15 protein-coding genes are annotated in these 14842 nt (G+C 70.2%); 9 read left to right on the plus strand and 6 right to left on the minus strand.

The features are described 5' to 3' along the window. Window positions 1-189: 189 nt before the first annotated feature. Window positions 190-684, minus strand: a complete 495-nt coding sequence (locus tag O7619_RS13355; protein WP_282288034.1) for a Pycsar system effector family protein — start codon at window positions 682-684, stop codon at window positions 190-192. Window positions 685-1372: 688 nt separating this feature from the next. Here O7619_RS13355 and O7619_RS13360 point away from each other — a divergent pair. From O7619_RS13360 to O7619_RS13375, 4 genes are read left to right on the plus strand one after another with little or no spacing between them, the layout of a single operon-like run. Then, window positions 1373-2041, plus strand: coding sequence for a hypothetical protein (locus O7619_RS13360; RefSeq protein ID WP_282288035.1), 669 nt, complete (start codon window positions 1373-1375; stop codon window positions 2039-2041). Next, the gene (locus O7619_RS13365) at window positions 2034-4175 is read left to right on the plus strand and encodes a hypothetical protein (RefSeq protein WP_282288036.1); all 2142 of its coding nucleotides are present in this window, start codon (window positions 2034-2036) and stop codon (window positions 4173-4175) included. Before O7619_RS13360 ends, O7619_RS13365 begins: the two co-directional genes overlap by 8 nt. Next, window positions 4172-5560: a hypothetical protein gene (locus O7619_RS13370; RefSeq protein WP_282288037.1), complete on the plus strand. Its 1389-nt coding sequence runs from the start codon at window positions 4172-4174 to the stop codon at window positions 5558-5560. The genes O7619_RS13365 and O7619_RS13370 overlap by 4 nt, the downstream gene beginning before the upstream one ends. Continuing rightward, window positions 5553-6908: a DUF4407 domain-containing protein gene (locus O7619_RS13375; RefSeq protein ID WP_282288039.1), complete on the plus strand. Its 1356-nt coding sequence runs from the start codon at window positions 5553-5555 to the stop codon at window positions 6906-6908. Before O7619_RS13370 ends, O7619_RS13375 begins: the two co-directional genes overlap by 8 nt. A 1-nt stretch (window position 6909) precedes the next feature. Here the strand turns inward: O7619_RS13375 and O7619_RS13380 are convergent, their stop codons facing one another. Next, on the minus strand, window positions 6910-7560 hold the full coding sequence (locus tag O7619_RS13380; RefSeq protein ID WP_282288041.1) for a Crp/Fnr family transcriptional regulator: 651 nt from the start codon (window positions 7558-7560) through the stop codon (window positions 6910-6912). A gap of 801 nt (window positions 7561-8361) precedes the next feature. On the opposite strand from O7619_RS13380, the gene O7619_RS13385 reads away from it, so the two are divergent. The 3 genes from O7619_RS13385 to O7619_RS13395 all read left to right on the plus strand — a co-directional run bounded on the left by O7619_RS13385 (window position 8362) and on the right by O7619_RS13395 (window position 11574). Beyond that, a complete protein-coding gene (locus O7619_RS13385; protein ID WP_282288042.1) occupies window positions 8362-9891 on the plus strand; it encodes a SulP family inorganic anion transporter in 1530 nt (509 codons plus the stop codon). A gap of 406 nt (window positions 9892-10297) precedes the next feature. Next, window positions 10298-11182 (plus strand): sulfotransferase domain-containing protein, encoded by an 885-nt coding sequence (locus O7619_RS13390; protein WP_282288043.1) that lies wholly within the window; start codon window positions 10298-10300, stop codon window positions 11180-11182. Then, complete coding sequence (locus tag O7619_RS13395; RefSeq protein WP_282288044.1) at window positions 11179-11574, plus strand: hypothetical protein; 396 nt, start codon at window positions 11179-11181, stop codon at window positions 11572-11574. Before O7619_RS13390 ends, O7619_RS13395 begins: the two co-directional genes overlap by 4 nt. Window positions 11575-11585: 11 nt before the next feature. Here the strand turns inward: O7619_RS13395 and O7619_RS13400 are convergent, their stop codons facing one another. Genes O7619_RS13400 through O7619_RS13410 form a run of 3 tightly spaced genes read right to left on the minus strand, consistent with a single transcriptional unit; the run spans window position 11586 to window position 12713 of the window. Then, a complete protein-coding gene (locus O7619_RS13400) occupies window positions 11586-11933 on the minus strand; it encodes a nuclear transport factor 2 family protein (RefSeq protein WP_282288046.1) in 348 nt (115 codons plus the stop codon). Continuing rightward, window positions 11920-12393 carry an SRPBCC domain-containing protein gene (locus tag O7619_RS13405; protein ID WP_282288048.1) on the minus strand — a complete coding sequence of 158 codons (474 nt, stop codon included), beginning with the start codon at window positions 12391-12393 and terminating at the stop codon, window positions 11920-11922. Before O7619_RS13405 ends, O7619_RS13400 begins: the two co-directional genes overlap by 14 nt. Then, window positions 12390-12713, minus strand: a complete 324-nt coding sequence (locus tag O7619_RS13410) for a metalloregulator ArsR/SmtB family transcription factor (RefSeq protein ID WP_282288050.1) — start codon at window positions 12711-12713, stop codon at window positions 12390-12392. The genes O7619_RS13405 and O7619_RS13410 overlap by 4 nt, the downstream gene beginning before the upstream one ends. Before the next feature lie 116 nt (window positions 12714-12829). On the opposite strand from O7619_RS13410, the gene O7619_RS13415 reads away from it, so the two are divergent. Further along, entirely contained in the window at window positions 12830-13573 is a 744-nt protein-coding gene (locus O7619_RS13415) for a hypothetical protein (RefSeq protein ID WP_282288052.1), read from the plus strand. Window positions 13574-13587: 14 nt separating this feature from the next. Here the strand turns inward: O7619_RS13415 and O7619_RS13420 are convergent, their stop codons facing one another. Then, window positions 13588-14013, minus strand: coding sequence for a hypothetical protein (locus O7619_RS13420; RefSeq protein WP_281584021.1), 426 nt, complete (start codon window positions 14011-14013; stop codon window positions 13588-13590). Between the two features lie 208 nt (window positions 14014-14221). Here O7619_RS13420 and O7619_RS13425 point away from each other — a divergent pair, with 208 nt between their 5' ends. Further along, window positions 14222-14788, plus strand: a complete 567-nt coding sequence (locus O7619_RS13425; protein ID WP_282288057.1) for a DinB family protein — start codon at window positions 14222-14224, stop codon at window positions 14786-14788. The last annotated feature ends 54 nt before the right edge of the window (window positions 14789-14842 follow it).

Raw genomic sequence — 14842 nt, forward strand, 5'->3', positions numbered from 1 at the left:
CCCTCCACGGCCCGGCACGCCAGTTCCCCAGCGCCGCAACGTCGCACCGTCGGCGCCACGTCGGAACAATTCGCGGACCTCGATGACAGGCGCGGGGGCAGAATCGCGCAGTACCCACCGGCGCTCATGAGTGCGAATACTCATGTGCGCAGCAGTTCTCGGGACAACAGCAGCAGCGGCGGGCAGCTCTCAGGTGGCCAGCACCGCCAGGATCATCACGTAGCCGGGAATCGTCAGTGCTGAAGCCAATTGCAGTATCCGGTGTTTCGCCCAGCTCGTCCGGGCGATCGCCACCAACTGCCGGGCCACCTGGTCGAAATGTTCAGGCAGGGTGAGTTCGGCCAATTGCCGGGCCAGATCCGCAGGCTCCCGATGGCGGAGATCACCGAAATAGATGATGCCCCGCCGTCGCTCAGCCCGACGCGCGCGACCCAGCATCGGGAAAACCGCCGCCGCGGCCAGGACGGCGCCGGCCGCGCAGAGCACCAGGGCGAGCGTGAGCAGGTTGGCTCGCCAGCCGTCCAGTTGCTGGAAAGCGCCCCCACGCTGTGCCCGTGCGGCGAGGACGGATCCCAGCACGGCGCCGTCCAGAGCCAGGAAGATGGAAACCTTCGTATCGACCTTGGCCGTCCAGCTCTCCTGTGCCGCGTGACTGCGCCAGGCGATGTCCAGGTTCGCGCGCAACGCGCTGACGTCCGCCTGGTGAATGGCGTGGACGTCCGCACTGACCCCGTCGACCGGCTGACGGGTCGCACCGGAGTCGGTGGTGCCCGCTGCCGGACCTGGTAGCCGGACGGGTGCCGGGGCCGCCGGGCGCGGACGGGGAGGAGGCATATGGACGGTCACGGTTGAATGGGTACCACTCCAGCGCCAGTGAACACAATGCAGTCGATCCCCCTTCGATGATTTGTGTACGGCAACCAGGTGTCGGGAACCTGACTCCGAATACTGGACGATCGCGCTCTGCGCTGACTTTCCGGGCCGCCCGGTCCTCGATCGGTTGGTTGCACAAGGACGATTGGCCGGTTGTTCGCTTTTGCTCGCCGGAACAAGATTCATCCCCATAGCGAACGGTGGCATCACACGCAAAAACACAGCTCGAGCATGAGTAGGTCGGCCGACACGTCGGCTCAGCGGGATCGGCGCTGCCGAACGTCGACGAGTGGCTGGCACGGATTCCGGATTTTGCGGTAATCCGAATGACGATCTTGTAGTTGGCTGGTTCCAGCAGCCACATCCGCGAGAGTGGGGTTAGATCATGGCAGGACGTGGTCCGGTCGGTCTTCGGCCGCTGTTGTCAGTCGATGCCCGCGGCTACGGAGCGGCGAACGGCCGGCGACAGGTCGCGATCCAGCGGGATCTGATTGACCTCATGGCGGCCAGCGCGACGGCGGTGGGCCTTCGTCGCCCGGCGTGGGACTGCCAGAAGGCGGGGGACGGCGAACTCGCGGTCCTGCCGGCGGACGAGCCAGAGAACGTGCTGATCGACGACTTCACCCGGGAATTGGCCGACCGGTTGGCGGACCACAACGAGGACCGGCGGGATGAGGCCCGACTGCGGCTGCGACTGGCGCTGCACCACGGCATTGTGGAACCGGCCGCGAACGGGTACGCCGGCGCCGGCACCGTCGTGGTCAGTCGGCTCGTCGACTCGGCGCCGGCTCGCGCTGCGCAGGCCGTGGCGCCACAGGCCGACCTGGTGGTGGTGCTCTCCAACCGCCTCTTCCTCGACACAGTCGCCCAGGGACACACCGCCCTGCGCCCCGTCCGATTCCGCAACGTGACGGTGCGACACAAGGAATTCACGGAGGATGCCTGGTTGTACGTGCCCGGGTTCGACGTGCACGGACTGGTACTCGCCCCGCCATCCGGAACGACGGACCCGGAGCCGGCGAAGACCACCGCCGCGGTGCCCGACTCCGGACCTGCCGCAGTCACCGCCACCGGCAACCGGCACTACCGGGCGGACGTCATCAACGAGTTCCACGGTCAGGTGTCGGCCGAGGTCATCGGGATCCGAAAGGACCACCGTCGTGACTGAGTCGGTCGATGGCAGCACACCACCTCCGCAGACGGACGAACCGGCGGCGCCCGTCGAGCAGCCGGTGCCCACGGCCGTCGCTACCGAGGGTGGTGACAGGGGCGGCCGCGAGGGTGCGAGCGGCGCCGACGGTGACCACGGCAAGCGTGACCCGAAGCAGATCGCGGAAGTGATCAACCTCTTCTACGAGCGGGTGAGCACGCAGACGATCGGCAAGAGCGGCGGGCGCGGCAAGGCCACCCGCCGCGCGGCGATCGGCAAACTCGCGGACGACGAAATCCGCGCGGAGACGCGGTACTACTGCCGTCCCGACGGCTACGAAGAGGCTCTGCGACGGCTGACGGCCGATCACGTCGTCATCCTCTGCGGCGCGACGGGGCTGGGCAAGCGAGCCAGCGGCATCAACCTGCTCCGGGCCGTCACCGAGGGACAACTCGTGGTGATTTCCGCGGTCAGCGACCACAAGGATCTGTCCACCCGCTCGTACCGCAGTGGCTACGGCTACCTCATCGTCAACCGCACCGAGGTCGACCGGGTCGACGACCTCGACTTCGCCTGGCGAACGGTGCGCGACCAGGTACGCCGGGCCGGTGCGTACCTGGTGACGACCACCGTGGTCCCCGCCGACGACCGGGTGGAATCGGTCGGGCAGTTGACCTGGCGACGGCCGGACCTGCGCGCGGTCGCGCGGGTCCACCTCGCGGTCCGGGACTTCCCGGAGGATGCGATCGAACGAATCGTCGGGCAGTTCCACGACGAGTGTTCGATGACGGACGTCGTCGCCGTGATGAGCCGCATCTGTGACGGCGAGAAGCCCAAGGCGGCGTTGAGCAAGCTGACGGAGACGTCCGCTCGACGGGTGCGGGACTGGTTCGACGGGCACAAGAAGGATCTGACGAGCGTGCTGGACGTGGCGGCGCTGGCCCTGCTCGGGGAGGTCACCCACCGCGAGTTCGAGTCCCTTCGCGCCGGGCTGGAAGTGAGGATGCGCCAGCACGGGGTGACGAGGTCGCCGGCGGCGGGCGGGCGACAGAAGAAGGCCGAACGGGAGGAGGACGACCTGGATCGCCGCCGGCAACGCCTCAGCGACGAGGGGCTCATCACCGAGCGGTGGGTAGCCGGCCGGACCTGGGACCGCCGAGTGCTGAGCTTCCGCAACGACAGCTACCGACGGCATGTCCTCAGGGAGCTGAGCTGCCGATTCGAGACGCCCTTCTGGAACGCCACCGCCGAGTGGCTGACCGAGATCGTGGCACACGGATCCGACGCCGAGATCGGCGTCGGCCTGGCGCTGCTGGCCGCGGCCGACTTCGACGAGGTCGAGCACTCTTACCTGACGCCGTGGTCGAAGGGTCTGGTCCGGTCCCCGGGACAGGTGACTGCGGTCTTCATCCTGTGGGCGATGTGCCTCTCCGAGGACACCATGCCGACGGCGCTGAAAGTGATCAAGCAGTGGGCCAACCACGGCGATCCCGAACAGCGGTGGACCGCGGCCATGGCGTACAGCGGGGAGGCCGGCTCGTGCGACCCGACCCAGGCGATCAAGCAACTGTGGCACCTGATCGTGGCCTCGGCGAAGGGCTTCGAACAGGCGTGCTTCGCGATGGCGGCGCTCTTCGACACCCTGTTGGACACCGATGACGCCGGCAAGGTCCTCTCGACATTGGAACGACAGATGCACCGGGTGCCGGAGCGACGCGTGGACCGGGTGATCGCGGTTCGGGCCCGACGCGTTCTGGCCGAGCTGCTCGTCATGCGCGAGAACCGGCACCGGGTTCCGGTCACCTTTCTCTACCTCGACAAGTACCCGGAGCGTGTGGCGGACGTCGCGCGGCTGTGGGCCGAGGGAATCCGATTCCGCCCCCACCGGTCGCTGGTGCTTCAGGCCCTGTGGCACGGGCTCAACCAGTTGGGTCACATCAGCGACGACCCGCTCGGCATGGCATCCCGGCTCGGCGAGGCGCTGGTGTCGGCGCTGCCGGCCGACGAGGTCGCCCCGTTCTACGAGGATCTCCGCACCGTCAACTCATGGAGACGCGGCCGAGGCAAGCAGGATCGCTCGCCTGCACTCGTCCTGTTGGGCGTGGTCGGTCGCTACTACCGCCCGAGGCAAGCTGAGAAAGGCATGGTATGAACGCCTACCCGATCGTGCGTAGTGAGCATCTGGACCCGCCTGCGAGCCGAGGCATGTTCGGCCTGGGCCGTAAGCGACGCGAAGCCGGCGACCTGCCCCGCGCGGGGGCCCACGAGGTGTGGGTCTACCGGGTGGACGGCCAGTACGTCGTCGACCGGGGCGAGCTCTCCCCCGAGCACGACCAGGTGGTCCGCGCAGACCACGTGAGCCTGGTCAACGTCGCCGAGGGTGTCCCCGTCACCGCGGATCTGACGCTGCCGTCGGCGGCGGCCTTCGACTTCACCGTCCGCGTCACATTCGCCTGCACCGTCACCGATCCAGCCCGGGCGGTCCGGGAGGACATGAATGCCGGCGCGGCCATCCTGGCCTACCTGCGGCGCGACTCGAAGCTGGGTCACCTAGCCCTGACCTACCACATGGACGACCTGAACGCGCTGCGTCGAGACGCGACGGCCCGGATACGGGCGTACACCGAGGTCAAGCCACCGGATGTGCGCGGGATGCGAATGAGCTTCGTGGGGGTGGAGGTGTTGACCCCCCAGGAGAAAGCGGCGTTCGAGGAGCAACGCCGCAAGGCCGAGACCGAACACCTGCTGGAGACGCAACGACGCGGTTACCGATACGACGACGAGATCGACGACGAGCGGCACGCGCAGCACCTGGCCGGGCGTCGCCGGGAGGGAAAGCACCTCGCCGAGCAGGAGGAGCAGGAGCACACCCACGTGGCCGCCGTCCGCCAGCAGCGGCACGAGCAGCGGCTGCAGGCGGAGAAGCTGGAATTCGCCCGGCGTGAGGTCGAGTTCGCGTTCGAGGCGTACGGCACCGACCCGGTCAAGGCACTGATCTTCGCTCAGGCCAGTGGCGAGATCGATGCCCGGCAACTCGCCGAGCAGATGCAGTTGGTCAGCAAGGAGCGTGAAGCGTACGAGCGGGATCAGGCCCAACTGGACCGCGAGGACGCTCGCCGGGCACTGGACTGGACACGCCAGGACAGCACGCAGCGGCGCCGAGAGGATCGCGAGGACCGGCGTGAGCGGGAACGTCAGGAGCGTGAGGAGCGGCTGGAGCGGGACCGCGAGAAGCGGGAGGACAAACGGGTTCGGCGCCGGGAGCAGCGCGAAGACCGCAACCGCCAACTGGAGATGAAGCTGGAGGTGCTTCGGGAACTGGCCAAGAACGGCCATCTCGACATGGTCAACGTACGAGTGGACCAGTTGGTTGCCGACCTGTCCGGCACGGATCGCGCGCTGACCGCGCCCGAACGCGACGAGCTGACCGCCGACAGTGCCGTTCCGATCGAATCGGGCAAGAACGACGAGCGGAAGGGTGACGACGACGGCGAGGCCATCGACGTCGACGTGGAGGTGCGGGAAGAAGATGACTGAGAGCACCGTGGAACTGCCGAAGTTGGGGACCACCGACGGTGAACCGTCCCACCCTCTCCGCCCGGACGGACCGGCGATCCCGCGCCAACGCGCCGTCGCCGATCGGCCTGCGCCGCCGGATGCCGGCCCTGCCGTGCTGCCCCGACGCCTCGTCGGCATTCGGGAGGAGGTCTTGGACTGGGTGCCGGAGGACCGCCCCCGCTACACCCGGCTCGGCCTGATCCTCGTGAACACCGGCCTCATGGCGGCGATCTCGCTCTTCGTCGCACTGCGCCGGGTGCTCGACGTGCCGTGGCCCATGGTGGTGCCGATCGCCCTGTTCTGGGGCTTTCTCGTGCTGGCCATCGATAGCTGGATGGTTTCCAGCACACACGGATCGCTGGGCCGGTCCCGTTGGCTCATGTTCGTTCCCCGGCTGGTCATGGCGGTCCTGCTCGGCAGCGTGATCGCCGAGCCGCTCGTCCTCTGGGTGTTCCACCCGGCGATCCACGCGGACGTCGAGCAGGACCGACAGAAGCAGGTCCGGATCCAGGCCGGACGTTGGACGCTGTGCAACCCGGCGGACGGCACGGACACAACAAGCCTCCCCGAATGCCGCGACTATCAACTGGGCATCAAGGGGCCCGCGGCGCAGGAGGGCGAGCTGACCCGACTCACCGCCGAGCGTGACGCGCTCGACTCCGAGATCACGAAGCTCAACGCGGACCTCGCCGGCAAGCAGAAGTTCGCCCAGGACGAGTGCGCCGGCGTCAAACGTGGCGGAACGTCCGGGCGGGCGGGGAAGGGGTTCCGTTGTGACAGCGCGTGGAAGGTGGCCGACAGCTTCCAGAAGGAGGTCGACCTGCCCGGCAAGCGGACCCGGGCAGCCGTGCTCGACCAGCAGATCAACACCTTGACGTCCCAACTCGCCGCCTCGCGGAAGGCGCACGGCGCGACCGTGGAGACGGCCATTGCGACGAAGGTCGGGGATTTCCGGGGCAGCTTCGGACCCATCGACATCATCGACGAGGCCCGAGGCTTGGAGCGGTTGTCGGACCGGAGCGGATTCGTGCACGCGGCGCAGTGGCTGGTACGACTCCTGCTCATCCTGGTGGACAGCCTGCCGGTGCTCGCGAAGATCTTCAGCGGCACCACCGCCTACGACGTGCTGGTCAACCGGCAGCTCTCCGCCGGGCAGCGTTTCCACGGCCGGAGCCTCGACGTCACCGACTACACCTTCGAGGCGGCCACCAAGGCGAGCATCCACGACATCGACGAGCGGAGCCGGGCCCAGCAGGAACGACTCGACGAGGATCTGGACGCCGAGATCGACCGCCGGGCCGGCCGCTACGCCGCGGGGATGACCTGACTCAGCGCGGATCGGGACCGACGTCGGAATCGGATCGGACGGCCGCGAGCTGGGCTGGATCGCGTATGGTCAAGGACCGGTATCCGGTATCTATCAGCGCCCTGCGCCGCAGCACGCGCAGCGCCCGCTGAACGCTATCCGCCGAGGCCCCGACGAGATCGGCCAGCTCCGCCTGGGAGAACCAGGGCGGCAGCCGGACCGATCCGTCGGGGCGGCGATCGCCGCAGATGCCCGCCAGCTCACCGATGACCCGGGCCAGTCGTTCCACCACCGGCAGCGTCGCGAACTCGGCGCGCCGACGGTTCGCCCCGGTCAGTTGCTCGACCACCAGCGCGTTGAGCCTTTCGTTCGCGTGCCGATGGCGGGCCAGGAACTCCCGCAGTGTCTCTGGCAGGATGAACCGGGCTACCACGTGCGTGCAGGCGGTGACGGTGGCCGATCGCGCCTGCCCGCTCACCGCGGCGAGGTCCCCGACTACGTCGCCCTGCGACCGCACGGTGAGCAGCACCGCGTGGTCACCGGAGTTGACGAAGACCTTTACATATCCATGGAGGAGCAGCAGGGCCTCCCGGCTGGAGCTGCCCTGCTGGATGAGAACCGTGCCGGCCGGGTAGCGGCGCAGCACCCCGAGCCGGAGCACCTCGTCCCGCACCGGCGCCGACAATCCACCGAGCAGGGTCGTCGGTCGCCATCCTCCGGTCCACGACACGGTGTCGCCGTCGCGTAATCCCATTCCTCTCACGCTCCACTCAGAAGATGGGATGTGCAACCGCCGGGACGGCGCGCATCCGGGTCAGACAGTTGACCCGGCCGATCCAGGACCACCAAACCGCGGGAGGGTGCCGCCCGCGCGGCTCGATTCGGCGTGCCTCCGTCTTGGCTATGGTGACAGCGGAGATATGCGATATTTGCCGATTAAGGGGAGCCTTCGGTGAGACGCGCGGCGGTGGTGTTCGTCGCGTTCCTGGCTGCGCTCGTTGTCTTGCACGTCGGTCTGGCGCAGGGCACCGGAGACCGCGTCGCGGCCGGTCGGACGTCGGCCGGCGCACACCTCGACGACCGACCGGAGCCCGCACCCAGGCTGCTTGTCCCTGTCGCGCACGCCAGCCATACCGCGTTGTCCCAGCGCGGTCCGGTCCGTCCGCACCGCTCCGGGGAGACGCCGGCCGTGACCGCGGCGGCGAGGCGCCGCGACGGCGGACCGGAACACACCGCCCACCTCAGGCACTGCCGGAGCGGCGTCCCACCCCCACCGGACCTGGCCGACCTGCGCGTCTACCGCTGCTGAGGCCCCACGGACGGGCCGGCCCCCGACGCCGCGCCGCCGTCACCCACCACGTCGATCGGTGGCCGGACCGTCAGGTCCGCGCCGCGCCGACGCCCCGACCCGTCACCCGCCTCGAATGGACACCGTCATGCCTTCCTCGACCGACCCTGCCCGAAACCCGACCACATGGGTCCCGCACTTCCGCGGTCCACGGTGACCGCCGGCCCGGCCGCCGCGACCGGCCCCGCCCCGCGTACCGGATCCAGTCGGCTGCCGATCGGCGACCTGCCGGCGTCGCTTGTCGTCTTCCTCGTCGCCCTGCCCCTCTGCGTCGGCATCGCCGTCGCCTCCGGGGTGCCCGCCGAACTCGGCCTCGTCACCGGCATCGTCGGCGGCCTCGTCGCCGGGGCGCTGCCTGGCAGCAGCATCCAGGTCTCCGGCCCGGCCGCCGGCCTGACCGTGCTGGTGGCCGACGCGGTCGGCGCGCACGGCCTCGCCGGGCTGGGGGTGATCGTGCTGGTCACCGGCCTACTCCAGATCGTCCTCGGCCTGTGCCGCCTCGGCCGGTGGTTCCGGGCGATCTCGCTGTCCGTGGTGGAGGGCATGCTCGCCGGCATCGGCCTGGTGATCATTCTTGGGCAGCTTTACGCGCTCGCCGACCAGCCGGCTCCCGCCGCCGGCCCGAGCAAGATCGCCGGGCTGGTCGAGTTGCCCTCGCGCGTGGCCGCGTCGCCGGTGTCGCAGACCGCCCTGACCGTCGGCGCCGTCACCCTCGCGGTCCTCGTGTCCTGGCCCCGGCTGCCCCGGTGGGTGCGCGTCGTCCCCGGGCCGCTGGCCGCCGTCATCCTCGCCGCGGCAGCCGCCCAGGCGCTGACGCCGCCGGTCGCCACCGTGCGGGTGAGCAGTCTCCTCGACGTCGTCGCGCTGCCGGACGCCGGTTCCCTCGCGCTGCTCACAAGCGTCGCGGGCATCGGCGCCGTCGTCGCGTTCACGCTCATCGCCTCGGCCGAGAGCCTGTTCAGCGCCGCCGCGATCGACCGCATGCACCAGGGCCCGCGTACCGACTTCAACAAGGAACGGGTCGCGCAGGGCGCCGGCAACACCGTGTGCGGACTGCTCGGCACCCTGCCCATGACCGCGGTGATCGTCCGCAGCGCGACGAACGTCCACGCCGGCGCCCGCACCAAGGCGTCGAGGGTGCTACACGGCTGCTGGCTGCTGCTGTTCGCGGCCCTGCTGCCGTGGACCCTCGAACTCATCCCGGTCGCCGCCCTGGCCGCCGTGCTCGTGCACGCCGGCGCCAAACTGCTGCCGCTGCGAACCCTACCGGCCCTGTGGGCACGGCACCGCGGCGAGGCGGTTGTCCTGCTCGTCACGGCAACCGGGGTCGTGGTCCTCAACCTCTTCGAGGGCGTCCTGGTCGGGCTGCTGCTGGCCGTCGTCAAATCGGCGTGGGTCAGTTCCCGGCTGCACACCGCCGTCGAGGTCGGCGAGCAGGGCACGGTACGGGTACGGCTGAGCGGCACCGCCACCTTCCTGCGCCTGCCGACGGTGCTGGACGCCCTCGACGCCGTACCGGCGCGGCAGCCGGTCGAACTCGACCTGACGGCCGTGCACTACCTCGACCACGCGTGCCGCACCGCGCTTGAGCGGTGGGCGCAGCGCCACAGCAGCAGCAGTTCCCACCCGGTGCGCGTACGGACCGGCGGGTCGTGACCCCACGGCGCGGTGAGCGCCTTGACAGCCTCTCCGCGGGGTACGCCGACCTCTGCATTCGCCACGCCCGGCATGGCAGTGGATCATCGAGATCCTCGACGACGCGGACCTGGACGTCGACACCGTGGTTCCGGACGACGAGCAGCTCGAGCCGTAGTCCGTCTGGATCCACCCCCTCCGACGATGGCCGGCCGAGCCGGCAGTCGACGCCCCCGCACCCGCCGTCCCGTGGACATGGTCGAGCTCCCAGCCTTCCCTGGATTGACATCAAAGGGGCCGTCGGGGATATTTTGGCGGCGCATCGGGGCCGGGGGGCGAGTGGCTCGAGCCTGCCGACGTGGCTGTCCGAGATGCGCGAAAGCGTCGGTGCGCCCTGCTCACCAGGGCGCGGACAGGGTCTGGAGAAATGATCAATCGCGCTGTCGAATTCGCCAAGCACAATTCGCCGAACTCGCTGCGCGTCGCGGCCCGGCGAGCGCAGATGGAAGCGCGCAACGCTCGAATGCGGCTGACCGTTCCGGTGGTCGCCCGGAGCGAATTCGACAACATCTTCCACTGCACCGTCCGCAAGACCGGCAGCCAGTGGATCAAGGCGTTGTTCAGCGACCCGGCCGTCTACCGCCACTGCGGGCTGCTGCCCTACGACCCCCGCTTCTATCCCGGCGGAGCGACCGCGCCGGTCCCGGCCGGGCGCACCGGCCTGGCGATCTTCCTCTCCCACAAGCGCTTCGAGGCCGTCCCGAAGGCGGGTACGTACCGCGCGTTCTTCGTGATCCGCGACCCGCGCGACGTGGTGGTGTCGAGCTACTTCTCGCTGCGGAACTCGCACGCCCCGATGGGCGACATCCCGCAGGCGCGCCAGGCGTTGCAGGAGCTGCCGAAGAAGGACGGGATGCTCTACGTCATCGACCGGCTCCGGGACAAGAAGCAGTTCGGGCAGATGCGGTCGTGGGCGCAGGCCCGGCCCGCCGAGACGTTCCGGCTGTTCCGCTACGAGGACCTGACCGGCGAGCGGCAGGCCGACGAGGTGGACCGGTTGCTGCGCCACTGCGGCATCACGCTGCCCCCGGCCGAGTTGGAGTCGCTCCTCGCCCGCTACAGCTTCACGAAGATGAAGAAGGACAAGGAGACGCCGGGCCGGATCTCGCACTACCGCAAGGGCGCGGCCGGCGACTGGCGCAACCACTTCGACGACGAGATCTACGCGGCCTACACGGCGGCGGCGGGCGACCTCGCCGAGGTGCTGGGCTACTCCGCCCGCGACGGTTCGGCCGGCGATCCCGGCCGGTGAGCGGACCGCCACGGGTTCCACATGAGCAGGGAGAGACCCGTGACGTTCCACCGCGCCGGCCGGTCCGGTTCGGCGGTTTCTGGGCGCTCGGTGGCGGCGCGGTCGTCATCGCGGTGGCGTTGCTCGTCCTCCGCCCGGTCGTGGACCAGCGGGACTGCCCCAACTACGGCGGGAGCGGGAACGCGAGCGCCTTCGGCGGCGACCGTCTGGACGGCCTCTTCCTGCTGCTGCTCCTCGGCTGGCTGACGGCGGTGCTGGTGGAGCAGGCGTTGCCGGTGGCGTGGCGGGACCGGCGGCCGGCGGAGATCGCGCTGCGTGCGGTGGCCGCCGTGCTGCTGGCGTTGACCGGTTCCTGCTGTCTCGCGCTCGGGCTGCTCACGGTCTGTCACTGAGGCGGATCGCGTCAGGGCAGCGGGACGACGTAGGAGTCGACCCGGGCGATGAGCCCGTCGCGGAATGTGAACAGGTCGTTGAAGGCGAAGCGGAACGGGCCGTGCGCCACGCTGGTCCCTCGGCCCTCGCCGGTGACCACGACCACCGGGCCGTCCTCGTGCACCCGCTCGACGTCGAGCTGCGGGCTGCCGGTGAACGCCGGGTTCTCGATCTCGCCGTCGAACTCGGTGCGCCCCCGGGTGGTGCGGTGGCCGTGGATGACCCATTCGACGTCGTCGGTGAGGGTCGCCAGGATGCGCGGGTGGTCGCTGGTCCGGAAGCCGGCGAAGTATTCGTCGACCAGGTCACGCTGGGTCATGGTTGTTTCCGTTCTGGGCGAGGTTCTCGGACAGGTGGGCGGCGAGGGCGTCGAGGATCGAGGCGAGGCCGTCGGCTGCCCGGGTGCTGCGGAGCTCCGGCGGGAGCCGTCGCTGGTGGACGGTGAGATCCGTACCGTCGTCGGCGGGTCGGAGTGTCACGGTGGTGCGGAGGCCGGTGACCGGTTCGTCGAACACGAGTTCGCGGGGCGGGTCGAGGCGTACGTAGACGAACCGCAGCCGGCGGGTCGCGCCGTCCGGGGCGACGGTGTCGAGCGCGAACTCCCCGCCGGGCCGGGCGTCGACGGTCACCGACCCGGCGGGCACCCGGGCGTGCGAGCCACCCCAGAACGCCGCGATGCCCGCCGGCGTGGTGAAGGCGGCCCAGACCCGGTCGGGCGTGGCGGACAGGTGGCGCCGGGCGATCAGCTCGTCGCCGTGCAGCTCGGCGCGGGCGGTCACCGCGTGCCCTCCTCGTCGGTGAGGTGCCGGTCGAGCGCGTCGAGCCGGTCGTGCCAGGCCCGGCGTTGCTCGTCGATCCACGTGCCGAGCAGCGCGAGCTGGTCGGCACGGAGCCGGCAGGGGCGCCGGGTGCCCTCGCGCCGCTGCTCGACCAGCCCGCAGCGGCGCAGCACCCCCACGTGGTGGGAGATCGCCTGTGGAGTCAGGTCGAACGGCGCGGCCAGCTCACCCACCGTGGCGTCACCGTGGGCGAGGCGGGTCACCAGGGCGCGGCGGACCGGGTCGCCGAGTGCGGCGAAGGTACGGTCGAGGTCGGGCACCCCGCCATCCTAAGACAAACATGCGTTTGCACAAGCACCCACTTGCGTATGCATGGTGTTTCGGTCCGGACGGCAGCGGGCAGGTGCCCGTCAGGGGCCATCGGACGGAGGTTGACGTGAACGGATCTGATCGACGTCACCGGCGGCTGCTGGGCCTGCCGCTGCTCGCCACCGCGCTGCTGGCCGGCGCGTGCACCGCCGGCGGGGATGACCAGGGACAGGGGGCGACCACGGCCCCGGCGTCGACGCCCGCCGCCACGCCGCCGGCGTCACCCACGACCGGCGAAACCGGCGCGGCCGTGACGATCCCGAAGTCCGCCTTCGTCGACCTGCCGTCCGAGCTGCGCAAGGGCACCCCGCAGTCGACGCAGGTCGCCGACGCGCTGCCGAAGCTGTGCGCCGAAGAGTTCGCCACCGGCGGTCGGTCGACCGCTGCCGCCGCCATGATGAGCACCTACAAGACGCCCGAGGACCCGCCGGAGAACGTCCCCTTCGGCATGCTCAACCAGACCGTGTTCGCCTTCGCGGGCACCGACGCCGCGGACTACCTGCGCCGGGTCCGCGAGGCGGTGGAATCCTGCCGCTCCTTCCCGGACGCGGGCAACACCGTCACCGTCCGGTCGCGGCCACTTGCCGACACCGGCGACGGGGGACTGCTCGTCACGTTGACCCGACCCGCGACCAACCTCAACGGCACCCGACGCGAGGGCACCGCGACCAGCCAGATCATTGTGGTGCGGGTGGCGGACGGCGTGACGGTGGTGCACGACCAGGGCTGGGAGGCGAGCAGCAACAACCCCGACTTCGCCGACGACTTCGCCGCCGCCGCGGTCCGTGGCCTCAAGTCCTGGCAGACGTAGGGGCGCCCCGTCCGTCAGGAAACCGCCGCCCGCACCAGCTCCACGAGCTTCTTCTCCACCTCGGGGCTCCACCTCAGCAGCGCGTACGACGCCGGCCACATGTCGCCGTCGTCGAGGTTCGCCGACTCCTGGAAGCCCACCGTCGAGTAGCGGTAGTTGAACTTCCCCGAGTCCTGGAAAAAGACCACGATCTTGCCGGCCGCGTTCGCGTACGCGGGCATGCCGTACCAGGTCTTCGGCGACAGCTCCGGCGCGGTGGCGGTGATCGTCACGTGCACACGCTCGGCCAGCTCCCGGTCGGCCGGCGCCATCTGCGCGATCCGGTCCAGCAGCGTCTGCAACTCGTCGGCCTTCTTCGCGCCCTTCTTCCCCTCGGCGCGGAGTTCGGCGGCGCGCTCCTTCATGGCGGCGCGCTCCTCGGCGCTGAATCCGTCGGACATCCCGGTTCCCCCTCGTCGTCGGCGGTCGGCGTGGTGCCGCCCGGTCAGGGGAAACGCTACGAGCTACGGCGGTACGCCCGCTTCTCGATTCCTGACGGGTGTAAGGCGGGGGCCCCGCTTAACGCCTGCGGTATAGAAGGGGCCCCCTCTCACACCCGGGTCCCGCGGGGGGACAGCTGGGAGCGGCAGGGCGGCCTACGATCCGGGGATGAGTGGAGTGCCGGCCGTCCTCACCGAGGCGGAGACGTTGCTGTCGGTCCTGGAGCGCAACCGGCGGACGTTCGCCTGGAAGACGTCCGGGCTCGATGAGGCGGGCCTGCGGGCGACCACGGCCGCCAGTTCGATGACGCTCGGCGGCCTGGTGAAGCACATGGCCCTGGTCGAGGCGGACTGGCTGGCCGTCAAGCTGGCCGGCGAGAAGCACGGCGCCCCGTGGGACGGCGTCGACTTCGACGCCGAGCCGGACTGGGAGTGGCGCACCGGCGCGCTCGACGCCCCGGGCGAGGCGCACGCGCTGTGGCGCGGCGCGGTCGAGCGGTCGCGCGCGCTGGTCGCGGCGGTGATCGAGGAGCGAGGGCTCGCCGGTCCGGCCGCCTTCACCTGGCCCGACGGCCGCACCCCGACGGTCCGGGCCATGCTCCTGGACATGATCGAGGAGTACGCGCGCCACACCGGGCACGCCGACCTCCTCCGCGAGGCGGTCGACGGGCGGGTGGGCGAGGGCGCGCCGCCGGACTTCACGATCCAAGCCGGTAACCCCCTTCCGGGCCGATGAGTTTGGCATGCTGCGGCGGTCTACCCGTCGACATCACCTGACGTGAAGGAGCAC

The organism is Micromonospora sp. WMMD998 (assembly GCF_029581235.1).
GTDB lineage: Bacteria > Actinomycetota > Actinomycetes > Mycobacteriales > Micromonosporaceae > Micromonospora.